14 protein-coding genes are annotated in these 16,130 nt (G+C 72.6%); 2 read left to right on the forward strand and 12 right to left on the reverse strand.

Features of this window, described 5'->3' with window-relative positions; all coding sequences use genetic code 11:
• Positions 1-70: 70 nt before the first annotated feature.
• Genes WME96_RS30735 through WME96_RS30765 form a run of 7 tightly spaced genes read right to left on the reverse strand, consistent with a single transcriptional unit; the run spans position 71 to position 4,721 of the window.
• Positions 71-640, reverse strand: coding sequence for a Mov34/MPN/PAD-1 family protein (locus WME96_RS30735; RefSeq protein ID WP_437285152.1), 570 nt, complete (start codon positions 638-640; stop codon positions 71-73).
• Positions 634-1,584, reverse strand: a complete 951-nt coding sequence (locus tag WME96_RS30740; protein ID WP_433927683.1) for a PLP-dependent cysteine synthase family protein — start codon at positions 1,582-1,584, stop codon at positions 634-636. The genes WME96_RS30735 and WME96_RS30740 overlap by 7 nt, the downstream gene beginning before the upstream one ends.
• Positions 1,581-1,946: a hypothetical protein gene (locus WME96_RS30745; RefSeq protein ID WP_437285153.1), complete on the reverse strand. Its 366-nt coding sequence runs from the start codon at positions 1,944-1,946 to the stop codon at positions 1,581-1,583. Before WME96_RS30745 ends, WME96_RS30740 begins: the two co-directional genes overlap by 4 nt.
• Position 1,947: 1 nt before the next feature.
• Positions 1,948-2,226 carry a MoaD/ThiS family protein gene (locus WME96_RS30750; protein ID WP_437285154.1) on the reverse strand — a complete coding sequence of 93 codons (279 nt, stop codon included), beginning with the start codon at positions 2,224-2,226 and terminating at the stop codon, positions 1,948-1,950.
• Positions 2,227-2,228: 2 nt separating this feature from the next.
• Complete coding sequence (locus WME96_RS30755) at positions 2,229-3,173, reverse strand: HesA/MoeB/ThiF family protein (protein WP_437285155.1); 945 nt, start codon at positions 3,171-3,173, stop codon at positions 2,229-2,231.
• A complete protein-coding gene (gene cysK / locus WME96_RS30760; RefSeq protein ID WP_437285156.1) occupies positions 3,170-4,231 on the reverse strand; it encodes a cysteine synthase A in 1,062 nt (353 codons plus the stop codon). The genes WME96_RS30755 and cysK overlap by 4 nt, the downstream gene beginning before the upstream one ends.
• Positions 4,232-4,241: 10 nt before the next feature.
• Entirely contained in the window at positions 4,242-4,721 is a 480-nt protein-coding gene (locus WME96_RS30765; RefSeq protein WP_061619086.1) for an Rrf2 family transcriptional regulator, read from the reverse strand.
• A gap of 298 nt (positions 4,722-5,019) precedes the next feature.
• Here WME96_RS30765 and WME96_RS30770 point away from each other — a divergent pair, with 298 nt between their 5' ends.
• Both WME96_RS30770 and WME96_RS30775 read left to right on the forward strand, forming a co-directional pair.
• Positions 5,020-6,708, forward strand: coding sequence for an acyl-CoA dehydrogenase family protein (locus tag WME96_RS30770; RefSeq protein ID WP_437285157.1), 1,689 nt, complete (start codon positions 5,020-5,022; stop codon positions 6,706-6,708).
• Between the two features lie 496 nt (positions 6,709-7,204).
• Entirely contained in the window at positions 7,205-8,011 is an 807-nt protein-coding gene (locus WME96_RS30775) for a helix-turn-helix domain-containing protein (RefSeq protein ID WP_437285158.1), read from the forward strand.
• A 54-nt stretch (positions 8,012-8,065) separates the two neighbouring features.
• Here WME96_RS30775 and WME96_RS30780 read toward each other — a convergent pair whose 3' ends face one another.
• From WME96_RS30780 to WME96_RS30800, 5 genes are all read right to left on the reverse strand, one after another.
• Positions 8,066-9,940 carry a hypothetical protein gene (locus WME96_RS30780; RefSeq protein ID WP_437285159.1) on the reverse strand — a complete coding sequence of 625 codons (1,875 nt, stop codon included), beginning with the start codon at positions 9,938-9,940 and terminating at the stop codon, positions 8,066-8,068.
• A gap of 71 nt (positions 9,941-10,011) precedes the next feature.
• Positions 10,012-11,481 carry a hypothetical protein gene (locus WME96_RS30785; RefSeq protein ID WP_437285160.1) on the reverse strand — a complete coding sequence of 490 codons (1,470 nt, stop codon included), beginning with the start codon at positions 11,479-11,481 and terminating at the stop codon, positions 10,012-10,014.
• Positions 11,478-13,670: a bifunctional metallophosphatase/5'-nucleotidase gene (locus tag WME96_RS30790; RefSeq protein ID WP_437285161.1), complete on the reverse strand. Its 2,193-nt coding sequence runs from the start codon at positions 13,668-13,670 to the stop codon at positions 11,478-11,480. The genes WME96_RS30785 and WME96_RS30790 overlap by 4 nt, the downstream gene beginning before the upstream one ends.
• Before the next feature lie 104 nt (positions 13,671-13,774).
• Complete coding sequence (ptsP, locus tag WME96_RS30795; RefSeq protein ID WP_437285162.1) at positions 13,775-15,853, reverse strand: phosphoenolpyruvate--protein phosphotransferase; 2,079 nt, start codon at positions 15,851-15,853, stop codon at positions 13,775-13,777.
• Complete coding sequence (locus WME96_RS30800) at positions 15,850-16,119, reverse strand: HPr family phosphocarrier protein (RefSeq protein WP_433927693.1); 270 nt, start codon at positions 16,117-16,119, stop codon at positions 15,850-15,852. Before WME96_RS30800 ends, ptsP begins: the two co-directional genes overlap by 4 nt.
• Positions 16,120-16,130: the final 11 nt, after the last annotated feature.

Raw genomic sequence — 16,130 nt, forward strand, 5'->3', positions numbered from 1 at the left:
GGTGCAGAGCCCCTGCAAGCGGCTGCGGGCGGCGCGGGGCGGCGGAAGCGCGGGCCCCGGCGCGGTGAGATCAATCGACGACGGAGAACGTCGACGCGACGAACGCGGCGCCGTCCCACACGAAGAGGCGGTGCTCGGCGATGCGGGGCGCCGCGTCGGGGCGCCCCTCGTCGGCGCCGCCGCGCACGCTGGTGACCAGGAACGCGAGCGGGAACGCTGGGCCCGGCCCCATCACGATCTGGCCCCCCTCCTCGGCCGGCGGCTCGCCGCCGCTCATCATGGCGGCGTCGGTCGGGCTGAAGTAGGCGCCGGCGTCGAGGTGCGAGTGATAGAGCACCTTGACGGGGCGCCCCTCCGCGGCGCCCTTCTCGACGGCGTCGGAGAAGCGCTTGCCGTTGAAGTCGAAGAACGTCCGCGCCGTCCGGAAGTACCGCTCCGGGTCGACGGCGTGGAGCTTGTTCGCGATGTTCTCCATCCGGACGTGCTCGTCGCAGAGCAGCGGCTCGCCCTCGGGCCCCCTCAGGTAGCCGCAGGCCTCCTCGTCGCGCGCGTAGCCGGCGAGCGCCTCGGCCTCGACGGCCTTGAGCACGCTGGCCTTGAGGACGACCCCGCCAGCGGTCCACGGGTGAGACATCACCATACGTAACGCTTCTCCCATTTCATGGGCGCAAAATAGCGGTCGCCCCGGTCAGGGACAATCGCAACGACGCACCCGCCCTGCTGTTCGCGGTGCAGGCGCTTCGCGATCTCGAAGGCCGCGAAGACGGCCGCGCCGCCGGAGTGCCCCACGTGCAACGCCTCCTCGCGCGCGAGGCGATCGGACATGTCCCAGCCGTCCTCCGTCGTGATCCGCATCGTCTCGTGGTAGGCGGCCTCGTCGTGGATCGCGGGGACCAGGGAGCTCGGCAGGTGCTTGAGCCCCTCCAGCCCGTGGAGCGCGTCCGCGGGCTCGACCGCGACGCAGCGGATCGGCCGGTGGTGCTCCCGCAGCCGGCGGCTCGTCCCGACGATGGTGCCGCTCGTGCCGATCCCGGCCACGAAGTGCGTGATCCGGTCGCCGACCGCGTCGAGGATCTCCCGCGCCGTGCCGTGGTAGTGGGCGAGCGGGTTGTCCTCGTTCGAGTACTGGTCCGGGTAGAAGTACTTCTCCGGGTTCTCCTCGACCAGCTTGCGCACGAGGCGGATCGCGCCGTCGGAGCCCTCCATCGGGTCGCTGAAGATGAGCTCCGTGCCGAACGCGCGCGCGATGTCCTTGCGCGCCTTGGACACGTTCGACGGCATGACCAGCGCGATCTTGAAGCCCATCGCCGCGCCGAAGAGCGAGTACGCGACGCCGGTGTTGCCGCTCGTCGAGTCGATCAGCGTCTTCTGGCTCGTCAGGCGGCCGTCGGCCGCCGCGCGGCTCATCATCCGCAGCGCGGCGCGGTCCTTCACCGAGCCGCCGGGGTTCGTGAACTCGAGCTTGGCGTACACCTCGACCGACGGCGTCTCGCGGCCGATCCGCGAGAGGCGCACGAGCGGGGTGTCGCCCACGGCGTCGATGACCGACGCCATCCGGCGGGAACGGACGAGCGAGTGCCTCACCTGCCGTCCTCCAACGTGCTCTTGGGCACCGTGCTCTTGGGCGTCGTGCTCCCGGGCCGCGCGCTGCTCAGGCCGAGCGCGGCGCGCATCTCGGCGAGCGCCGCCCGCGCCCCGGCCAGGACCGCGCGCGCGGCGGGCGACGTCACGAGGTCGGCGGGCGCGAGCGCGTCGAGATCGATCGCGCCTGCCGCGACCGCGCCGAACCCGGCGCCGCGCGCGTAGCGCTCCGCCACCTCGTGCGCGAGCGGCGGGGCGCCGCCGCCGCCGCCGAGCACGCGCGCCGTCGCCGCCCCGAGCCTCGCCTGCCCTTCTGGACCGATCTCCGCGAGCAGCACCTGGCGGAGATAGCGCGGGTCGTCCACCTCAGCCCCCGGCGATCGCGGGCACGATCGCGATCTGATCGCCGCCCTTCACCGGCGTCTTCAGCCCGTCGAGGAAGCGGATGTCCTCGTCGCCGACGAAGATGTTCACGAAGCGCCGCACGCCCTTCTCGTCGAGGAGTCGGTCGCGGATGCCCGGGTAGCTCTTCTCGAGGTTCTCGATGAGCTCGCCGACGGTGCTGCCGGCGGCTTTGACCTCGTCCTCCCCGCCGGTGAGGGTGCGGAGCGGGGTCGGGATGCGGACGGTCGCTGTGTCAGCCATGGTCATTGCTCTCCAGTGTTGAGGTGGGTCGGGGAGCCGCCTTCGCGGCTCCTTGCAACGTGGGTCGGGGATCCACTTTCGAGGTCCCCATCCACGTGAGTCCGGGAGTCGACGTGGGTCGGGGCGTCGCTGTTGCGCTCGCCGTCAACGTGGGTCGGCGAGTCGCTGTCGCGCTCGCCTTCAACGTGGGTCGGGGAGTCGCTGTCGAGCTCACTCGCGCACGTGTTCACGTAACGCGAGGCGTCGATCGTCGAGATCGCGGCGCGCTCGCCGCACAGGGCGCAGGTGGACCGCGCGGCGACACGGACGCTCCGCAGCGTGTCCGAGAGGCCGTCGAAGGTCGCGATCCGGCCGAAGACCGAGCCGTCGCCCGCCAGGATCGCGAGCGCGCGGTCCGCCGCGATCGCGCCGGCGACGCCGCACACAGGGCCCGCCACCCCGGCCGTCGCGCAGTCCGGCGCGTCCCCGGTCGGCAGATCCTCGAACAGGCAGCGGTAACAAGGCCCCCCCTCCGCCGAGACCGCCATCACCGTCGCGCGCCACCGCACCGCGGCCGCGTGCACCACCGGGGTCCTTGTGAGGCGGCACACGTCGGCGATCAGGAACCGCGACGCGAAGTTGTCGGTCGCGTCGACAACGACCGAGACGCCCGGCATCAGGGCCGCCGCCGCGCTCGGCGTGAAGCGGCCGCTCCTGCGATCCACGCGGAGCCGCGGGGCGCGGCGGCGCAGCGCCTCGGCGAAGGCCTCGAGCTTCGGGCGGCCGACGTCGTCGTCGTCGAACAGGATCTGCCGGTGCAGGTTGGTGATCTCGACCTGGTCGTCGTCGACGACGCGGAGGTCGCGCACGCCCCCCGCGGCGAGCGCGATCGCGGCGGGCCCGCCGATCCCCCCCGCGCCGACGAGGAGCACGCACCCGCGGACCGTCTCGCCGTCGCCGCCGCTCATCGGAAGTACTCGTCGAGGCTGAAGTACCGCTCGCCCGTGTCGCAGAGGACGGTCACCACGTTCGCGTCCGGGCCGAGCTCGCGCGCGACGTCGAGCGCCACGCGCACCGCGGCGCCGGCGCTGATGCCGACGAGCAGCCCCTCCTGCCGGGCGAGCGCCGCCTTCGTCTCGTACGCCGCGCGATCGCTCACCGTCCGCACCTCGTCGACCACCTTCCGGTCGTAGTTCTCGGGCACGAACCCGGCCGCGAGCCCCTGGATCTTCGTGGGCCCGCGCTCGCCGCGCGAGATCGTCGCGCACGACTCGGGCTCGACCGCGATGACCCGCGTCCCGGGGCGCACCCGCTTGAGCACGCGGCCGACGCCGCTCACCGACCCGCCCGTCCCCACGCCGGCGACGAACGCGTCGATCGTCAGCGACTGCCGGGGACCAGGCCGCGAGGGCGCGTCGTCGAGGGCGGCCATCGCGTGCAGGATCTCCCGCGCCGTGGTCTCCGCGTGGACGCGCGGGTTGTCCGGGTTGTCGAACTGGCCGAGGATGACCGCCCCCGGGATCTCGGCCGCGAGCGCGCGCGCCTTCGCGATGGCGCCCTCCATCTGCTCCTCGGGCTCGGTCAGCACGACCTCCGCGCCGTAGGCCTCGAGGAGCTGCCGCCGCTCGAGGCTCATGCTCGCCGGCATCGTCAGGATGCACCGGTAGCCCTTGGCCGCGCACACGATCGCGAGCCCGATCCCGGTGTTGCCCGACGTCGGCTCGATGACCACGCCGCCGCGCCCGGCGCCGAGCAGCCCGCGCTCCTCGGCGCCCTCGATCATCGCGAGGCAGATGCGGTCCTTCAGCGAGCCGCCCGGGTTCTGCTGCTCGGCCTTGCCGAAGACGCGCCCGCGGGGCGTCGCCGCGTCGACGCGGCGGATCTCGTAGAGCGGCGTGTCGCCCACGAGGTCGAGCACGCTGTCGACGACGCGCGGGTGCGACGGCAGCGGCGGGAGCTTTGCCGCGTCCTCCGCGGGTGCGCGGGGGACGCCGGTGGACGGGGCGGCTCGGTCGGGGCTTGTCATGGTCGTCGGCTCAGATCACGTAGGTCGACCGCTCGGGCCGCCCCTTGCGGCGCACGCCGAGCTCGACGCCGCGCTCGCAGACGTCGGCGATCGACACCGAGTCGAAGCAGCGCTCGATCGCGGTCGCGAGATCGTGGAACACCGCGGTGGGCGGGTCGAGCGGCGAGCCCTCGGGGCTGCCGTCGTCGTCCGGCGCGAGCACCGCGACCGGCCCCTCCAGCGCGCGGACCACGTCGCCCAGGCTGATCTCGCTCGCGGGCCGCGCGAGGTGGTAGCCGCCGCGCGGCCCCCGCTTCGAGCTGATCAGCCCGGCCTTCTTCAGATCCTGGAAGATCTGCTCGAGGAAGCGCGCCGGGATGAGCTCCCGCTCCGAGATCTCGCGGATCTGCGTCGGCCGCCCGTCGTTGTGGAAGGCGATATCGAACAATGCGCGCACACCGTAGCGACCCTTGTTCGAGAGCTTCACCGCCAGCGATATGCATTGGTACATCGGAGAAGTCAAGAACAGCCGGACAGGCGGCCACCTGTGCGTCTATGCGTGCGACAAGGCACCCGGATAGCGCACAGTAGCCGGTGATCGCAGCGAAATTGACAGCAGAGGTTCACCGATCGCTGCGTCACCGCGACGCGGCTTCGGCTTCCTGTTGAACCGGGTGGGACGGGTTCAGTAGCTTCGAGTGTATCGAGGCTGCGAGTCGCCGCGTGTGCCCGCATGGGCGCGCGGAACGCGGGCGACGCGAACACCCCGCGTCGCCCGGGCTGCGGCGCACCAACCCAGGAGTCGGCCGGTGGCTTTCTATCAAGACCCCCCCACGCTCGGGAACCAGTACGACGACGACCGCGTGCTGCGGTCCTACCTCGCGCGCGTGCTGCCGCGCGAGGTGGCCGCGTCGATAACGCCCTCGCTGCACGAGATGGGCGAGCTCGCGGGCGGCCACCTCTACCGCCTTCAGCTCGCCGATCGCCCGAACGAGCCGAAGCTCACGCCGTGGGACGCCTGGGGCCAGCGCGTCGACCAGGTCGAGGTGACGCAGCTCTGGAAGGAGGCGGCCCGCATCGCCTGCGAGCGCGGGGTCGTCGCCGCGGCGTACGAGCGGGCGCACGGCGCCTTCTCCCGGGTCCACCAGTTCGCGCTCGCGTACCTCTTCGATCCGTCCAGCGACGTGTACACCTGTCCGCTCGCGATGACCGACGGCGCCGCGCGCACGCTGCTCGCGAGCGGCAACCGCGCGCTGATCGACCGCGCCGTCCCCCGGCTGACGAGCCGCGACCCCGCGCGGGCCTGGACGTCGGGGCAGTGGATGACGGAGCGGACCGGCGGCTCGGACGTGGGGCGGACCGAGACCGTGGCGCGGCCCGGGCCGGACGGGGCCTACCGGCTCCACGGGACGAAGTGGTTCGCCTCGTCTGCCACGTCCGAGATGGCGCTCGCGCTCGCGCGCCCCGAGGGCAACCCGGAGGGCAGCCGCGGGCTCGCGCTGTTCTACGTGGAGCTCGCGGGCGACGAGGGGCGCCGCGAGGGCATCCGGATCAACCGGCTGAAGGACAAGCTCGGCACCCGGAAGCTCCCGACCGCCGAGATCGCGCTCGAGGGCGCCGTGGCGACCCCGGTCGCCGGGCTCGTGAACGGGGTCCGGGCGATCGCGCCGATGCTCAACGTCACGCGCACATGGAACGCCGTGAGCGCCGTCGCGGCGATGCGCCGGGGGCTCGCGCTGGCGCGCTCCTACGCCCAGCGCCGGGTCCAGTTCGGCTCGTCGCTCGCCGAGAAGCCGCTGCACATGGACACGCTCGCCGAGCTCCAGGCCGAGTTCGAGGGCGCCTTCCACCTGACCTTCCGCGCGATCGAGCTGCTCGGGCGCGAGGAGACGGGCTCGCTCACCGAGTCGGAGGCGAAGCTCCTGCGGCTGATCATCCCGATCACGAAGCTCACGACCGCGAAGCAGGCGGTGTCGGTGCTGAGCGAGGTGCTCGAGGCGTTCGGCGGGGCCGGCTACGTGGAGGACACGGGGCTGCCGCGGCTGCTCCGGGACGCGCAGGTGCTCCCGATCTGGGAGGGCACGACGAACGTGCTGTCGCTCGACGCGCTGCGGGTGATCCAGAAGGACAGCTCGCTCGACGTGCTCGCGGCCGAGGTGGCGCGGCTCCTCACCGGCGTGGTCGAGCCGAAGCTCGCCGAGGCCGAGACGGCCGCGTCGCGCGCGGTGTCGCACGCCCGCGCGTGGATCAAGGAGATGGGCGCCACCGACCGCGACGGCCTCGAGGCGGGCGCCCGCCGGGTGGCGATCACCCTGGGCCGGGCGCTGGAGCTCGCGCTCCTCGTGCGGCACGCGGCGTGGGCCATGGACCGCGAGCGCAGCCGGACCGCGCTGGCCGCGGCGGTCCAGTTCGCGCGCAACGGCGTGGACCTCATCCGCGACCACGACGCCGACACGATCCAGGCCCTCGCCGAGACGCGGCAGCGGCTCGCCACCTGAACAGCCAGCGCTCCCGACACTGAACAGCGACCCCGCGGGGCCGGCGCTTCGCCGGCCCGAGCGCCGCCCTGCCGGCCCTGTCCGGAGGGGTCGACGATTTTTCCGTGAGGTTCGTTCGTTCTAAGCCCACAGAATAAATGATTGTTTTCAGATAGTTGTGGATGCAGTCCCGCTCCGACACCGGACGGGTTTTGTCCTATCGGCGCGCGAAGGCACTAGACGGAACTAGCTGAACGGGCATACAGTAATACGTAGCTGCGGTGCTGAACGCGTGCCCGACGGGGTGACGTGCGGGCGGTCCTGTCTCTCGAGTTCATCGGGGCCGGGGCCCGCCGGCCCGACCTCCCCGGCCGGGTGAGATCCGCCTGCGGGCGCCGGTGCCGGCGCCGGTGAGGGACTCCGTCCGCCTTGTGGACGGATCGGGCTCGCGTGGCCCCGGGCACGCGTGCGGCGCGCGGCGGTGGTGAGCGCACACGACGAGCTGCGAAGGGGCGAGATGAAGACGCAATACACGCTGCTGTCCGGCGAGACGGTCGAGTTCGCGACGCCGGCCGGCGAGCTCGGGACGTTCCTGTGCCGGGTGATGGCGGCGGCCAAGGACCCGTCGGTGTCCGAGGCCGAGCTGACCGATCTCGTCCTCGGCCCGGAGAACCCGCTGCTGGACAGGACCGCGGTCGCGGGCCGGAGCGTCGCGACGGCGGACGTGTACCGCGATCCGGCGTTCCACGTGATGCTCGACTGCGTGGCGCGCAAGCGGCTGCCGCTCGACGCGGCGGTGACCACGCCGCGGACGCGCTACACGGTGACGGTGCCGGAGGCGGCGCAGCAGCTCGGGATCTCCGAGAGCGCCGTGCGCCAGGCGATCTACGCGGGGCGGCTGCGCGCGAGCAAGGAAGGGGGCACCTACTACCTCGACCCGCACTCGGTCGCGAGCTACCGGGTGAGCAAGCGCGGGCCGCGGCGGCAGGACCAGGAGGCGAAGGGGCCGCCGGGGGGCATGCTCGACGCGCGCATCGGCTCGGGCCCGGACGCGAGCTTCCGGGTGAAGCACAGCCGCGACGACTTCGAGCTGACGGAGAAGCGCGGGCCGGAATGGACGGGGATGATCCCGTCGGGGTGGCGGCGGATCGCCGTGCTCGGCACGTCGAAGGAGCTCTCGCGCTACTGGGAGATCGAGCCCGCCGAGGGCGAGAGCGTCCTGCATTTCGAGGGGTTCTACCTGCGCGGCGGCTTCCGCATCGTCGAGACCGTGAGCACCACGCAGCGGGCCGTGGCGGCGTTCAAGGCGTTCCAGCCGCGGTGAGGCGCCGGGGGGGCGGCGCGCGGGGCACGGGGGAGGCCGCGCGCGGCCGCCGCGTCAGTAGCGGGCCTGGACGCTCGTGCCGAGGCCGAAGAAGTCGGGGCTCACGAAGGTGCGCAGCGCCACCGTGCCCTCGGACGGGTCGCGCTGCATGAAGGTGCCGTTGTTGTCGCGCACATACTGGACCCACGCGACAGCGGAGAGGATCTTGCTGACATCCCACTTGAGGCTCGCGCGGGCCTGGACGATGGGGACAGCGGACGTGTTGTAAGGGAGGATCGACAGGTTGCCCTGCTCGCGCACGACGACCGTGCGGGCGATCGGCGCGTCGAAAGCATCGAAGGATGTCGTCCTGAACGAGGCGGGGAGCTGGAGTCCCGCGCCGAGGCCGGGGGTGAGCCGCGCGGAAGCGATGTAGTAGTCGGCGGCCAGGGCGAAGAACAGCTCGTCCGACGTCGAGGCGCCGCGGGTGTCGGGGATCGTCTGGAACGGGATGAAGCTCGGCTGGTTGCGCAGCACGAACGGCAGATCGCGGTAGATGCCGGTGACGCTCGCGCGCGCGTACCCCGACTTGACGACCGCCTGGAGGGCCCCGGCGCGGGCCGCCTGATGGGTGGTCACGCCCGCGGACTCGAAGTCCTTGAGGTTCTGGTAGAGGTTCGACGCCTCGAGGCTCACCGCCCACGTCGTCTTGCCCGGCGTGTACGACTCGGGCTTGAAGATGATCTGCGGTTTGTTCGGGTCGTTGCGGTAGAGCAGGAAGTCCACCGACTGCGGGATCGGCTCGTTCTTCGTGTGCGCGACGACGCGGGCCGAGGCGCCGTACGTGTAGACCGGCTCGCCCGCGACGTCGGGCCAGTCGAACCTGCCCTGCTGGAAGTAGCCGGCGCCGAGGTCGGCGTGCACGTAGGGGTGGAGCTCGACGCCGCCGCCGGCGAGGAAACCGTAGTTCGACTGCGAGATGCTGACCCGCTCGACCTCGCTCGTCCCGGAGATGAGCACCCGCTCCGTCTGCGTCAGGCTGGCGATCTTGAACCCGGCATACACGCTGAACCGCTCGGCGTCATACTGGACCTTCGCGCCGGGCGCGGTGCCGATGATGCGCGGGAAGATCGACTGGTTGATCGACGCGTTCGTGCCGCCCCACGAGATGTCGTAGAGGTAGCCGAGCCGGAACCGGTCGGTGTCGAGCGGCCAGAGCGTGACGCCGACACCGGTCTTCCCGTCGGCCCTGCCGTCCGTGTGATAGAAGGCACGGATGAACGACCCGGCGTCGTAGAACGCCTGATTGACGTTGTTGCTGTTCCTGGACAGCGCGCCGAGGTCGACGCGGAGGACGAGCGAAGCCTCGGTGTCGAGCCGCGGGATGAACCCCGGCATCCGCTTGTAGAGCGCGAGGTGCGTCAGGTTCTCGCGCCCGCTGAAGCGGGAGTTCAGGTTGTCGAAGAAGAGCCGGTATTGCTTGCGGTCGCCGACGCTCAGGTTCGGCGAGTGCAACTGCGTCTGGCCCGTGTCGTGGAGCAGGTCGTCGTCGCCGAGCGTCCAGGTGAGGCGCGTGTCCATGGCGTCGCCCACCCGGACGGGCAGCTCCTCCGGGTCGAGCGGCGGGTCCGGCAGCGGGCGCGGTAGCTCGGCCAGCATCGGCGCCCGGGACAGCGCCGGAGGCGCCGGGGGCGGCGGAGGAGGCGCCGGGGGCGGCGGAGGAGGCGCCGGGGGCGACGGCTGCGCGGCGGGCGCCTGGGCGGGCGGCGGGGCCGGCACGGCGGGCTCCAGGACCGGCGCGGCGGGCTCCTGCGCCGGGGCCGCGGGCGCCTGCGGGGGCGCCGGCGCGGCCGGGTCGGGGGCGGGCTGGGGCTGGGCCTGCGCCGCCGGCGCGAGGGTGAGCAGAAGGGCCGCGGAAACAGCGGGGGCGAGGAGCGCGCTTCGGTGCATGGCGGGCGGTGGACTTCCTTGGGGCCTGGGTGATGCGGCGGGGCAGCGCGGCCGCGGCGAGCGAGAGAGGGCTAGTTGGTCTCCGCGTCGTTGTCGTTGAGGCTGCGCGGCCGCACGCAGGCCTCCTTCGAGGTCTTCGCGGCGGGCGCGCAGCCGGGCGCGTCGCAGACGAGGTCGTCCGGACAGCGGGCCTCGATGGTCCAGTTCAGAGAGCCGCCCGAGAAGTTCCGGAGCGTGCCAGTCACCGCGCCGAGCGCCTGGCCCCGGTGCGACGTCGGATTGAACTCGCTCACCGTGCCGGTCTGGACCTGGATCATGGTCGATCCGTCCGTGACCTTGTAGTTGCCGCGCGCTGAGTAGCTCGTCCACTCGCTGCACTCGGGGTCGCGCGAGCACGCGTTCGCGCACCGCCCCTCGGCCGCGCTCTCGAAGTCGACCTGGCCGTCGCCGTTCAGGTCGCAGTTCGACTGCTCCGGGGCGAACACATTGTCGCGCGCGGGCCGCGGGCCGAAGTTCTTGCTGATGTGGACCCCCTCGACGCGCACGAGCCCGCTCTCGAGGCGCTCCATGGCCCCGGCGTCGGCGATCGTCCGCCCGTCGAGCAGGGCCGGCTCCGGGACCTCGCACGCCTCCCCTTCCTCGACGCGCGCGATCTCGTAGGAAGGGAACGAGAGCTCGGTGAAGCCGAAGAACTCGTTCACGGTGCCCGCGAGGTACTCGAGCCGATCGCAGACACGCATGTTGGCGGGGGTGTTGAAGTTGTACGCGAAGAGGTGGTTATAGCCGCTCTCCTGGCCGGCCAGATCGGTGACGTAGAAGCCGTCGCTCGCGACGCGCGTGACAACGACGCGCTGGGGAGCCGCGGTGTTGATCTGGATCCCCTCGAACGCGTAGGGCGTCGCCGAGCCGCCGCCCTGGACGTCGGCGACGCGCGGCAGGGCGTAGGCGACGGGCTTGGAGGCGCCGGCGCTGAAGGTGCCCCCCTCCTCGCTGTGATCGTCGGCGAAGGCGCACCCGGGGTCGGCGGGGAAATCGATGAGCACGTCGCCGGGGGCGTCGTCGTTGGCGCCGTTCGAGCACGCAGGGCGGTCGCGCACGTCGCGGGCCGCGGGCAGGTAGCCGATGTCCTCGGCCCACAGCCGGGTGGGGCCGTAGACGGCCGTCACGTGGACCGCGCCCACCGCGACGCCGTCGCGCAGGAGGATGTTGCGCCCGACCGCGGCGCCCTCGTCGTCGGACTCGACGTCGATCACGGCCCCGGGCTCGACGCTGAGCCGGACCATGCCGTCGAAGTCCGCCCGGCGGCCGGCGGGGTCGCGCGCCTCGATGCGGAAGTCCCAGGTGTCCACCGTGTCGCCCCGGTTGGCCGGCAAGGGCTCGTCGGCGGACGGCGGCGCCTCCCCGTTCACCCTCTCGACCTTGACCCAGAAGCTCGAGACCCCAGGGAGGGGCCCGCCGTCGCTGCCGCACCCGGCGAGGGCCGCGGCCGCGATCATCGTGGACGCCGTGAGCGCCGCGCAGCGCCTCGCCCGCGCCGTCACTGGCCCACCATCCGCAGGCGGCCGTCGGAGAAGTTGCCGAGCCGCCGATCGACGCACGCGAGGTACTTGCACTGCTCGCCGGCGGCGCTGCACGGGGCCAGCGCGCCCTCGCACTGCCGCTGCAGCTCGGCCGTGGGCGCCGCCGCGCAGACGTCGCGCTGGTAGGCGGCCACGTCGTCGCGGCAACGCGCGAGCACGCACGCCCCCGCGGAGCACGGGGCGTCGCCGGTCCGGCACACCGGCCCCTCGACGACCGACTCGGGGCACGCGCAGACGTAGCCCTCGCCGAGCGCCTCGGCGCAGTCGCCGTCCACGCGGCACGACGGCACCTTGCCGTCGTCGCCCGCGCCGCACGGGCTGCCAGCGCGGATGTAGTCGATGAGCGCGTCGCGCTGCTGCACCTGCGTGTCGAACTGCGTCGTGTTGCGCTGGAGCACCCGGAACCCGCTGCCGCCCTGCGCGAGGTAGTTCGACGTCGCGAGCTCGTAGGTCGCGAGCGGGTCGATCGGCTGCCAGCACCGGTTGGCCTCGACGTCGCAGCTCCCCACCGCGCCGCCCGGGCAGTCGGCGTCGCCGTTCGGGCACGCGATCCGCGGCACGTGCGCGCCGATGTAGACGCGGGTCGCGACGCCGGGCGCGGCGCCCTCGGAGGCGCGGGCGGCGCAGTCGATGACGACCCGCGCGCCCGCGATCTGCGCCTGCGACACGCACCCGCGGCCGGCCGAGCGGCGCGCCACGAAGTCGAAGAGGTCCTGCACCTCCAGCCCGGAGAGCTGCATCTTCGAGATCGAGTTGTCGAAGGGGAAGATGTTGTACATCTGCTCGACCGTCACCGGGCCCGGCACGAGATCGGCGCGGATGCCCGTCGTGTTGGTCAGCGCGAAATCGGTCTGGATGCCGAGGCGCAGCCACATCGCCGTGGCGATCAGGTTGCCGAGCGGCGAGTCGCCGCCGCTCGTCGAGACGCGGCGCGAGCCGTCGAGCGCGTAGCCGACCAGGAGGTCGAGGTTCGCGAGCGCGTCGAGCCCCTGCCCGTACGGCTCGAGCACCGACGCGACGATCGGATCCGCCGGCACGTCCTCGGTCACCGGGAAGAGCTCGTACCGGTTCGAGACCACCTCGTAGCCGTTCAACGGGTCGTAGTCGGCGCCGAGCTCCGAGGGGTCCCTGGACAGCACGAGGTCGAGGCGGCCGACGAACTTCGCGAACGCGCCGGAGTGCGCGAGCACCACGTCGCGCGGCGCGCAGTAGCGCCGGAGCTTCTCGCCTCGCTCGGGGGAGCGCTCGTCGTTCAGCAGGATGTAGTGGCTCTGCTTCTCCTCGTCGTAGTACCGCGAGCAGTCGCGCACGCGCTTCGGCGGCTGGAGCACGATGTGGTTGTGCCCGCCGAGCACAACGTCGATGCCCGTCGTCGTCTCGATCATCCGCTCGTCGACGTCGAGCCCGAGGTGGGTGACGAAGACGATGACGTCCACCGTGGGGCGGAGCAGGTCGACGTAGAACTGGGCGACCTCGGTGGTGTTGAGCGGGGTGATGCCGAGCCGGTTCGGCGCCTCGAAGATCGACGTCAGGCTGGAGAGGTTGCCCATGCCGATGACGCCGACCCGGAGGCCCTCCAGGTCGAAGACCGTGAACGGCTGCAGGATCGCGCCGAGCGGCGAGGCGCCGGGCTGCGCCGGGTCCTCGAGCTGGTAGTTCGCGGCGAGGATGGGGAAGCCGGCGTTGTGCTGGAGCTGGATGCCGAGGTTCAGCGCGCCGCGGTCGAACTCGTGGTTGGCGACGATCATCGCGTCGACGCCCATCGCGCCGAGGGTGCGGATCTCCGCCTCGCCCGCGTAGAAGTTGAAGATCGGCGCGCCCTGGAAGCAGTCGCCGCCGTCGAGGTGCAGCACGCGCGACGACCGCGCGCGCTCGCGGCCGATGATGTGGGACATCCGCGCGGCGCCGCCGACGTTCGCGATCGTGGTCGCCTCGCCGAGGCCGAGCCCCGCGTCGACCTGGCCGAGCTGCAGGTTGTACGGGAACAGCCGCGAGTGGATGTCCGACGTGTGGAGCAGCGTCAGGTGCGCCTGCCCCACGAGCCGCGTGGGCGGCTGCTCCTGCTCGCAGCCCGCCGCGCACAGGCCGAGCGCGAGCGCGCCGGCGGCGAGCGCGCGCGACACGCGGGACGCGCCCGGCGCCGCATCCATGGCTTTACAGGACTTCATGAAGCGCTGTCACGCTAGGAAGCCCGCCACGCGAGCTCAAGCGAAAACGAGGTGAAGACGACGAGGCCGTCGACCTGCGACGCAGGTCACTTCGCGCCGCGCTCTCCCGTGAGCAGGTCGAAGAGATCCGGGGCGAACGCCGCGGCGACGCAGCACTCGACCTCCTCGGCCGTGGCGCACGCGAGCGCCTCCGCCGCGACCGCCTCGGCCTCGGCGACCGACACGCGCCGGAGCGTCTCCTTGATCTCCGGGATCGCCGCCGCCTCCATCGAGAAGTCGCGGAGGCCGAGGCCGAGCAGGAGCAGGGCGGCCAGCGGGTCGCTCGCCATGGCGCCGCAGAGCGAGACCGGCCGGCCGAAATCCTGGCCCGCCTGGATCACCTTCGTGATCAGCCGGAGGATCGAAGGATCGAACGGCGAGGCGAGGTATGCGAGCGAGCGGCTGGTCCGGTCGACCGCGAGCGCGTACTGGATGAGGTCGTTCGTGCCGAGGCTCAGGAACGCGGCCTCGCGCGCGAAGTGATCGACCATGATCGCCGCCGAGGGCACCTCGATCATCACGCCGAGCGGGATGTCGTCGGCGCAGGGCTGCCCGCGGGCGCGGACCTGCTCCTGCGCGCGGCGGAGCATCGCGCGCACCTGCCGGAGCTCGCCGAGGCCCGCGACCATGGGGATCATGATCCGCACGTCGCCGTAGGCGGAGGCGCGCACCATGGCGCGCAGGTGCTCGAGGAACACGTCGGGCCGCGAGAGCGCGAGCCGCACGGCGCGGAGGCCGAGCATCGGGTTCATCTCGGGCGGCACCTGGAAGGTGGAGACGAACTTGTCGCCGCCGATGTCGAACGTGCGCAGCGTGACCGGCTTCGGGCGGAGCGCCTCGACGACGGCGCGGAAGATCTCGAACTGCTGGTCCTCCGTGGGCGGGGACGTGCGATCGATGTAGAGGAACTCGGTCCGGTAGAGGCCGATGCCGTCGGCGCCCTGGTCGCGCGCGAGGATCGCCTCGGCCGGGAGCTCGACGTTGGCCCGGAGCGACACCTTGACCCCGTCCTTCGACTGGGCCGCGCGGTGCCGCGACTCGGAGAGCTCCTTGGCGAGCGCGACGTGGCGCTCGGCGCGGGCCCGCGCCTCGGCGAGCTCGGCGGGCCCGGGGCGCACGATGACCGTGCCGCGCAGGCCGTCGATCACGACCACATCGCCCGTGATCACGCGCTGGAGCACGTCGCTCACGCCGACCACGGCCGGGATCTCCAGCGCGCGGGCCATGATCGAGGTGTGGCTCGTGCGGGTGCCGACCTCGGTGACGAAGCCGACGACCGGCTCGTCGACCATCGCCGCCGTGTCGGCCGGCGACAGGTCGTGCGCGACGACGATGGTCGGCCCGGAGAAGCGCGGGATCGCCGCGCCGAACGTCGCCGGCATGGCGATCGAGTTCTGCAGCTCGATCAGGCTGCGGGTGGAGAGCGGCGACGTGTCCCGCGACGACGGCGGCTCCTGCGGCGGGAGGGTGAACGCGCGCAGCAGGCGCTCGCCGACGAAGTTCACGTCGTGGCTGCGCTCGCGCAGGTACGGGTCGTCGAGCGCGGCGAAGCGGCCCGCGATCGCCTCGCACGCGGCCGCCACCGCCCACTCGGCGCAGCGCCGCTCCTCGGTGACCTGGCGCTTCACGGCGTCAGCGAGCGTCTCGTCGCCGAGCATCAGGAGGTACGCCTCGAGGATCGACGCCTCGGCGCGGTGGTTGCCGAGGCGCTTCGACATGTCGCGGAGCTCGTCCTGCGCGCGCTCGACCGCGGCCTCGAAGCGCGCGAGCTCCGCCGCGATCTCGCTGGAGCTGACGCGGCGGCGCGGGTGATCCGTCCGGTGGCCGCCGATCACGACGGCGGAGCCGATGGCGACGCCCGGCGAGCCGGAGATGCCGCGCAGCGTCTCGGTCCGGGCCCCGGGCGGCATCGAGTCGTTCCGGGCCCCGGGCGGCGCCGAGTCGCGCCGGGCCGCAGCCGGCGCCGGGTCGCTCCGGGCCGTCGGCGGCGCCAGGTCGCTCCGGGCCGTCGGCGCCATCGCGTCGCTCCGGACGCCGGACTCCACCGCGTCGCCGCCGGCGGCGTCCGCCGCCACGGGACGGTCGCCCGGGAGCCCCGCGGGGAGCGCGCTCCGGCCGCGCGTCACTCGGGCTCTCCGAAGCGCGCGGCGATGAGCTCGCCGATCGCCGAGACCGCCTCGCCGGCCTGATCTCCCGTCGCGCGGACCTCGATCTGCGTGCCCATCGAGCCGCAGAGCAGGAGCACGCCCATCACGCTCTTCGCGTTGGCCGACTGCCCATCAGGCCCGGTCAGCGAGATCTCGCAGTCGTACCGCCCCGCGAGCTGCACGAGCTTCGTCGCGGCGCGCGCGTGCAGCCCTCGCACATTGATGATGGTGAAACGCCTCGTCACCGCATCGGTCG

The organism is Sorangium sp. So ce406 (assembly GCF_051474675.1).
Classification (GTDB): domain Bacteria; phylum Myxococcota_A; class Polyangia; order Polyangiales; family Polyangiaceae; genus Sorangium; species Sorangium cellulosum_G.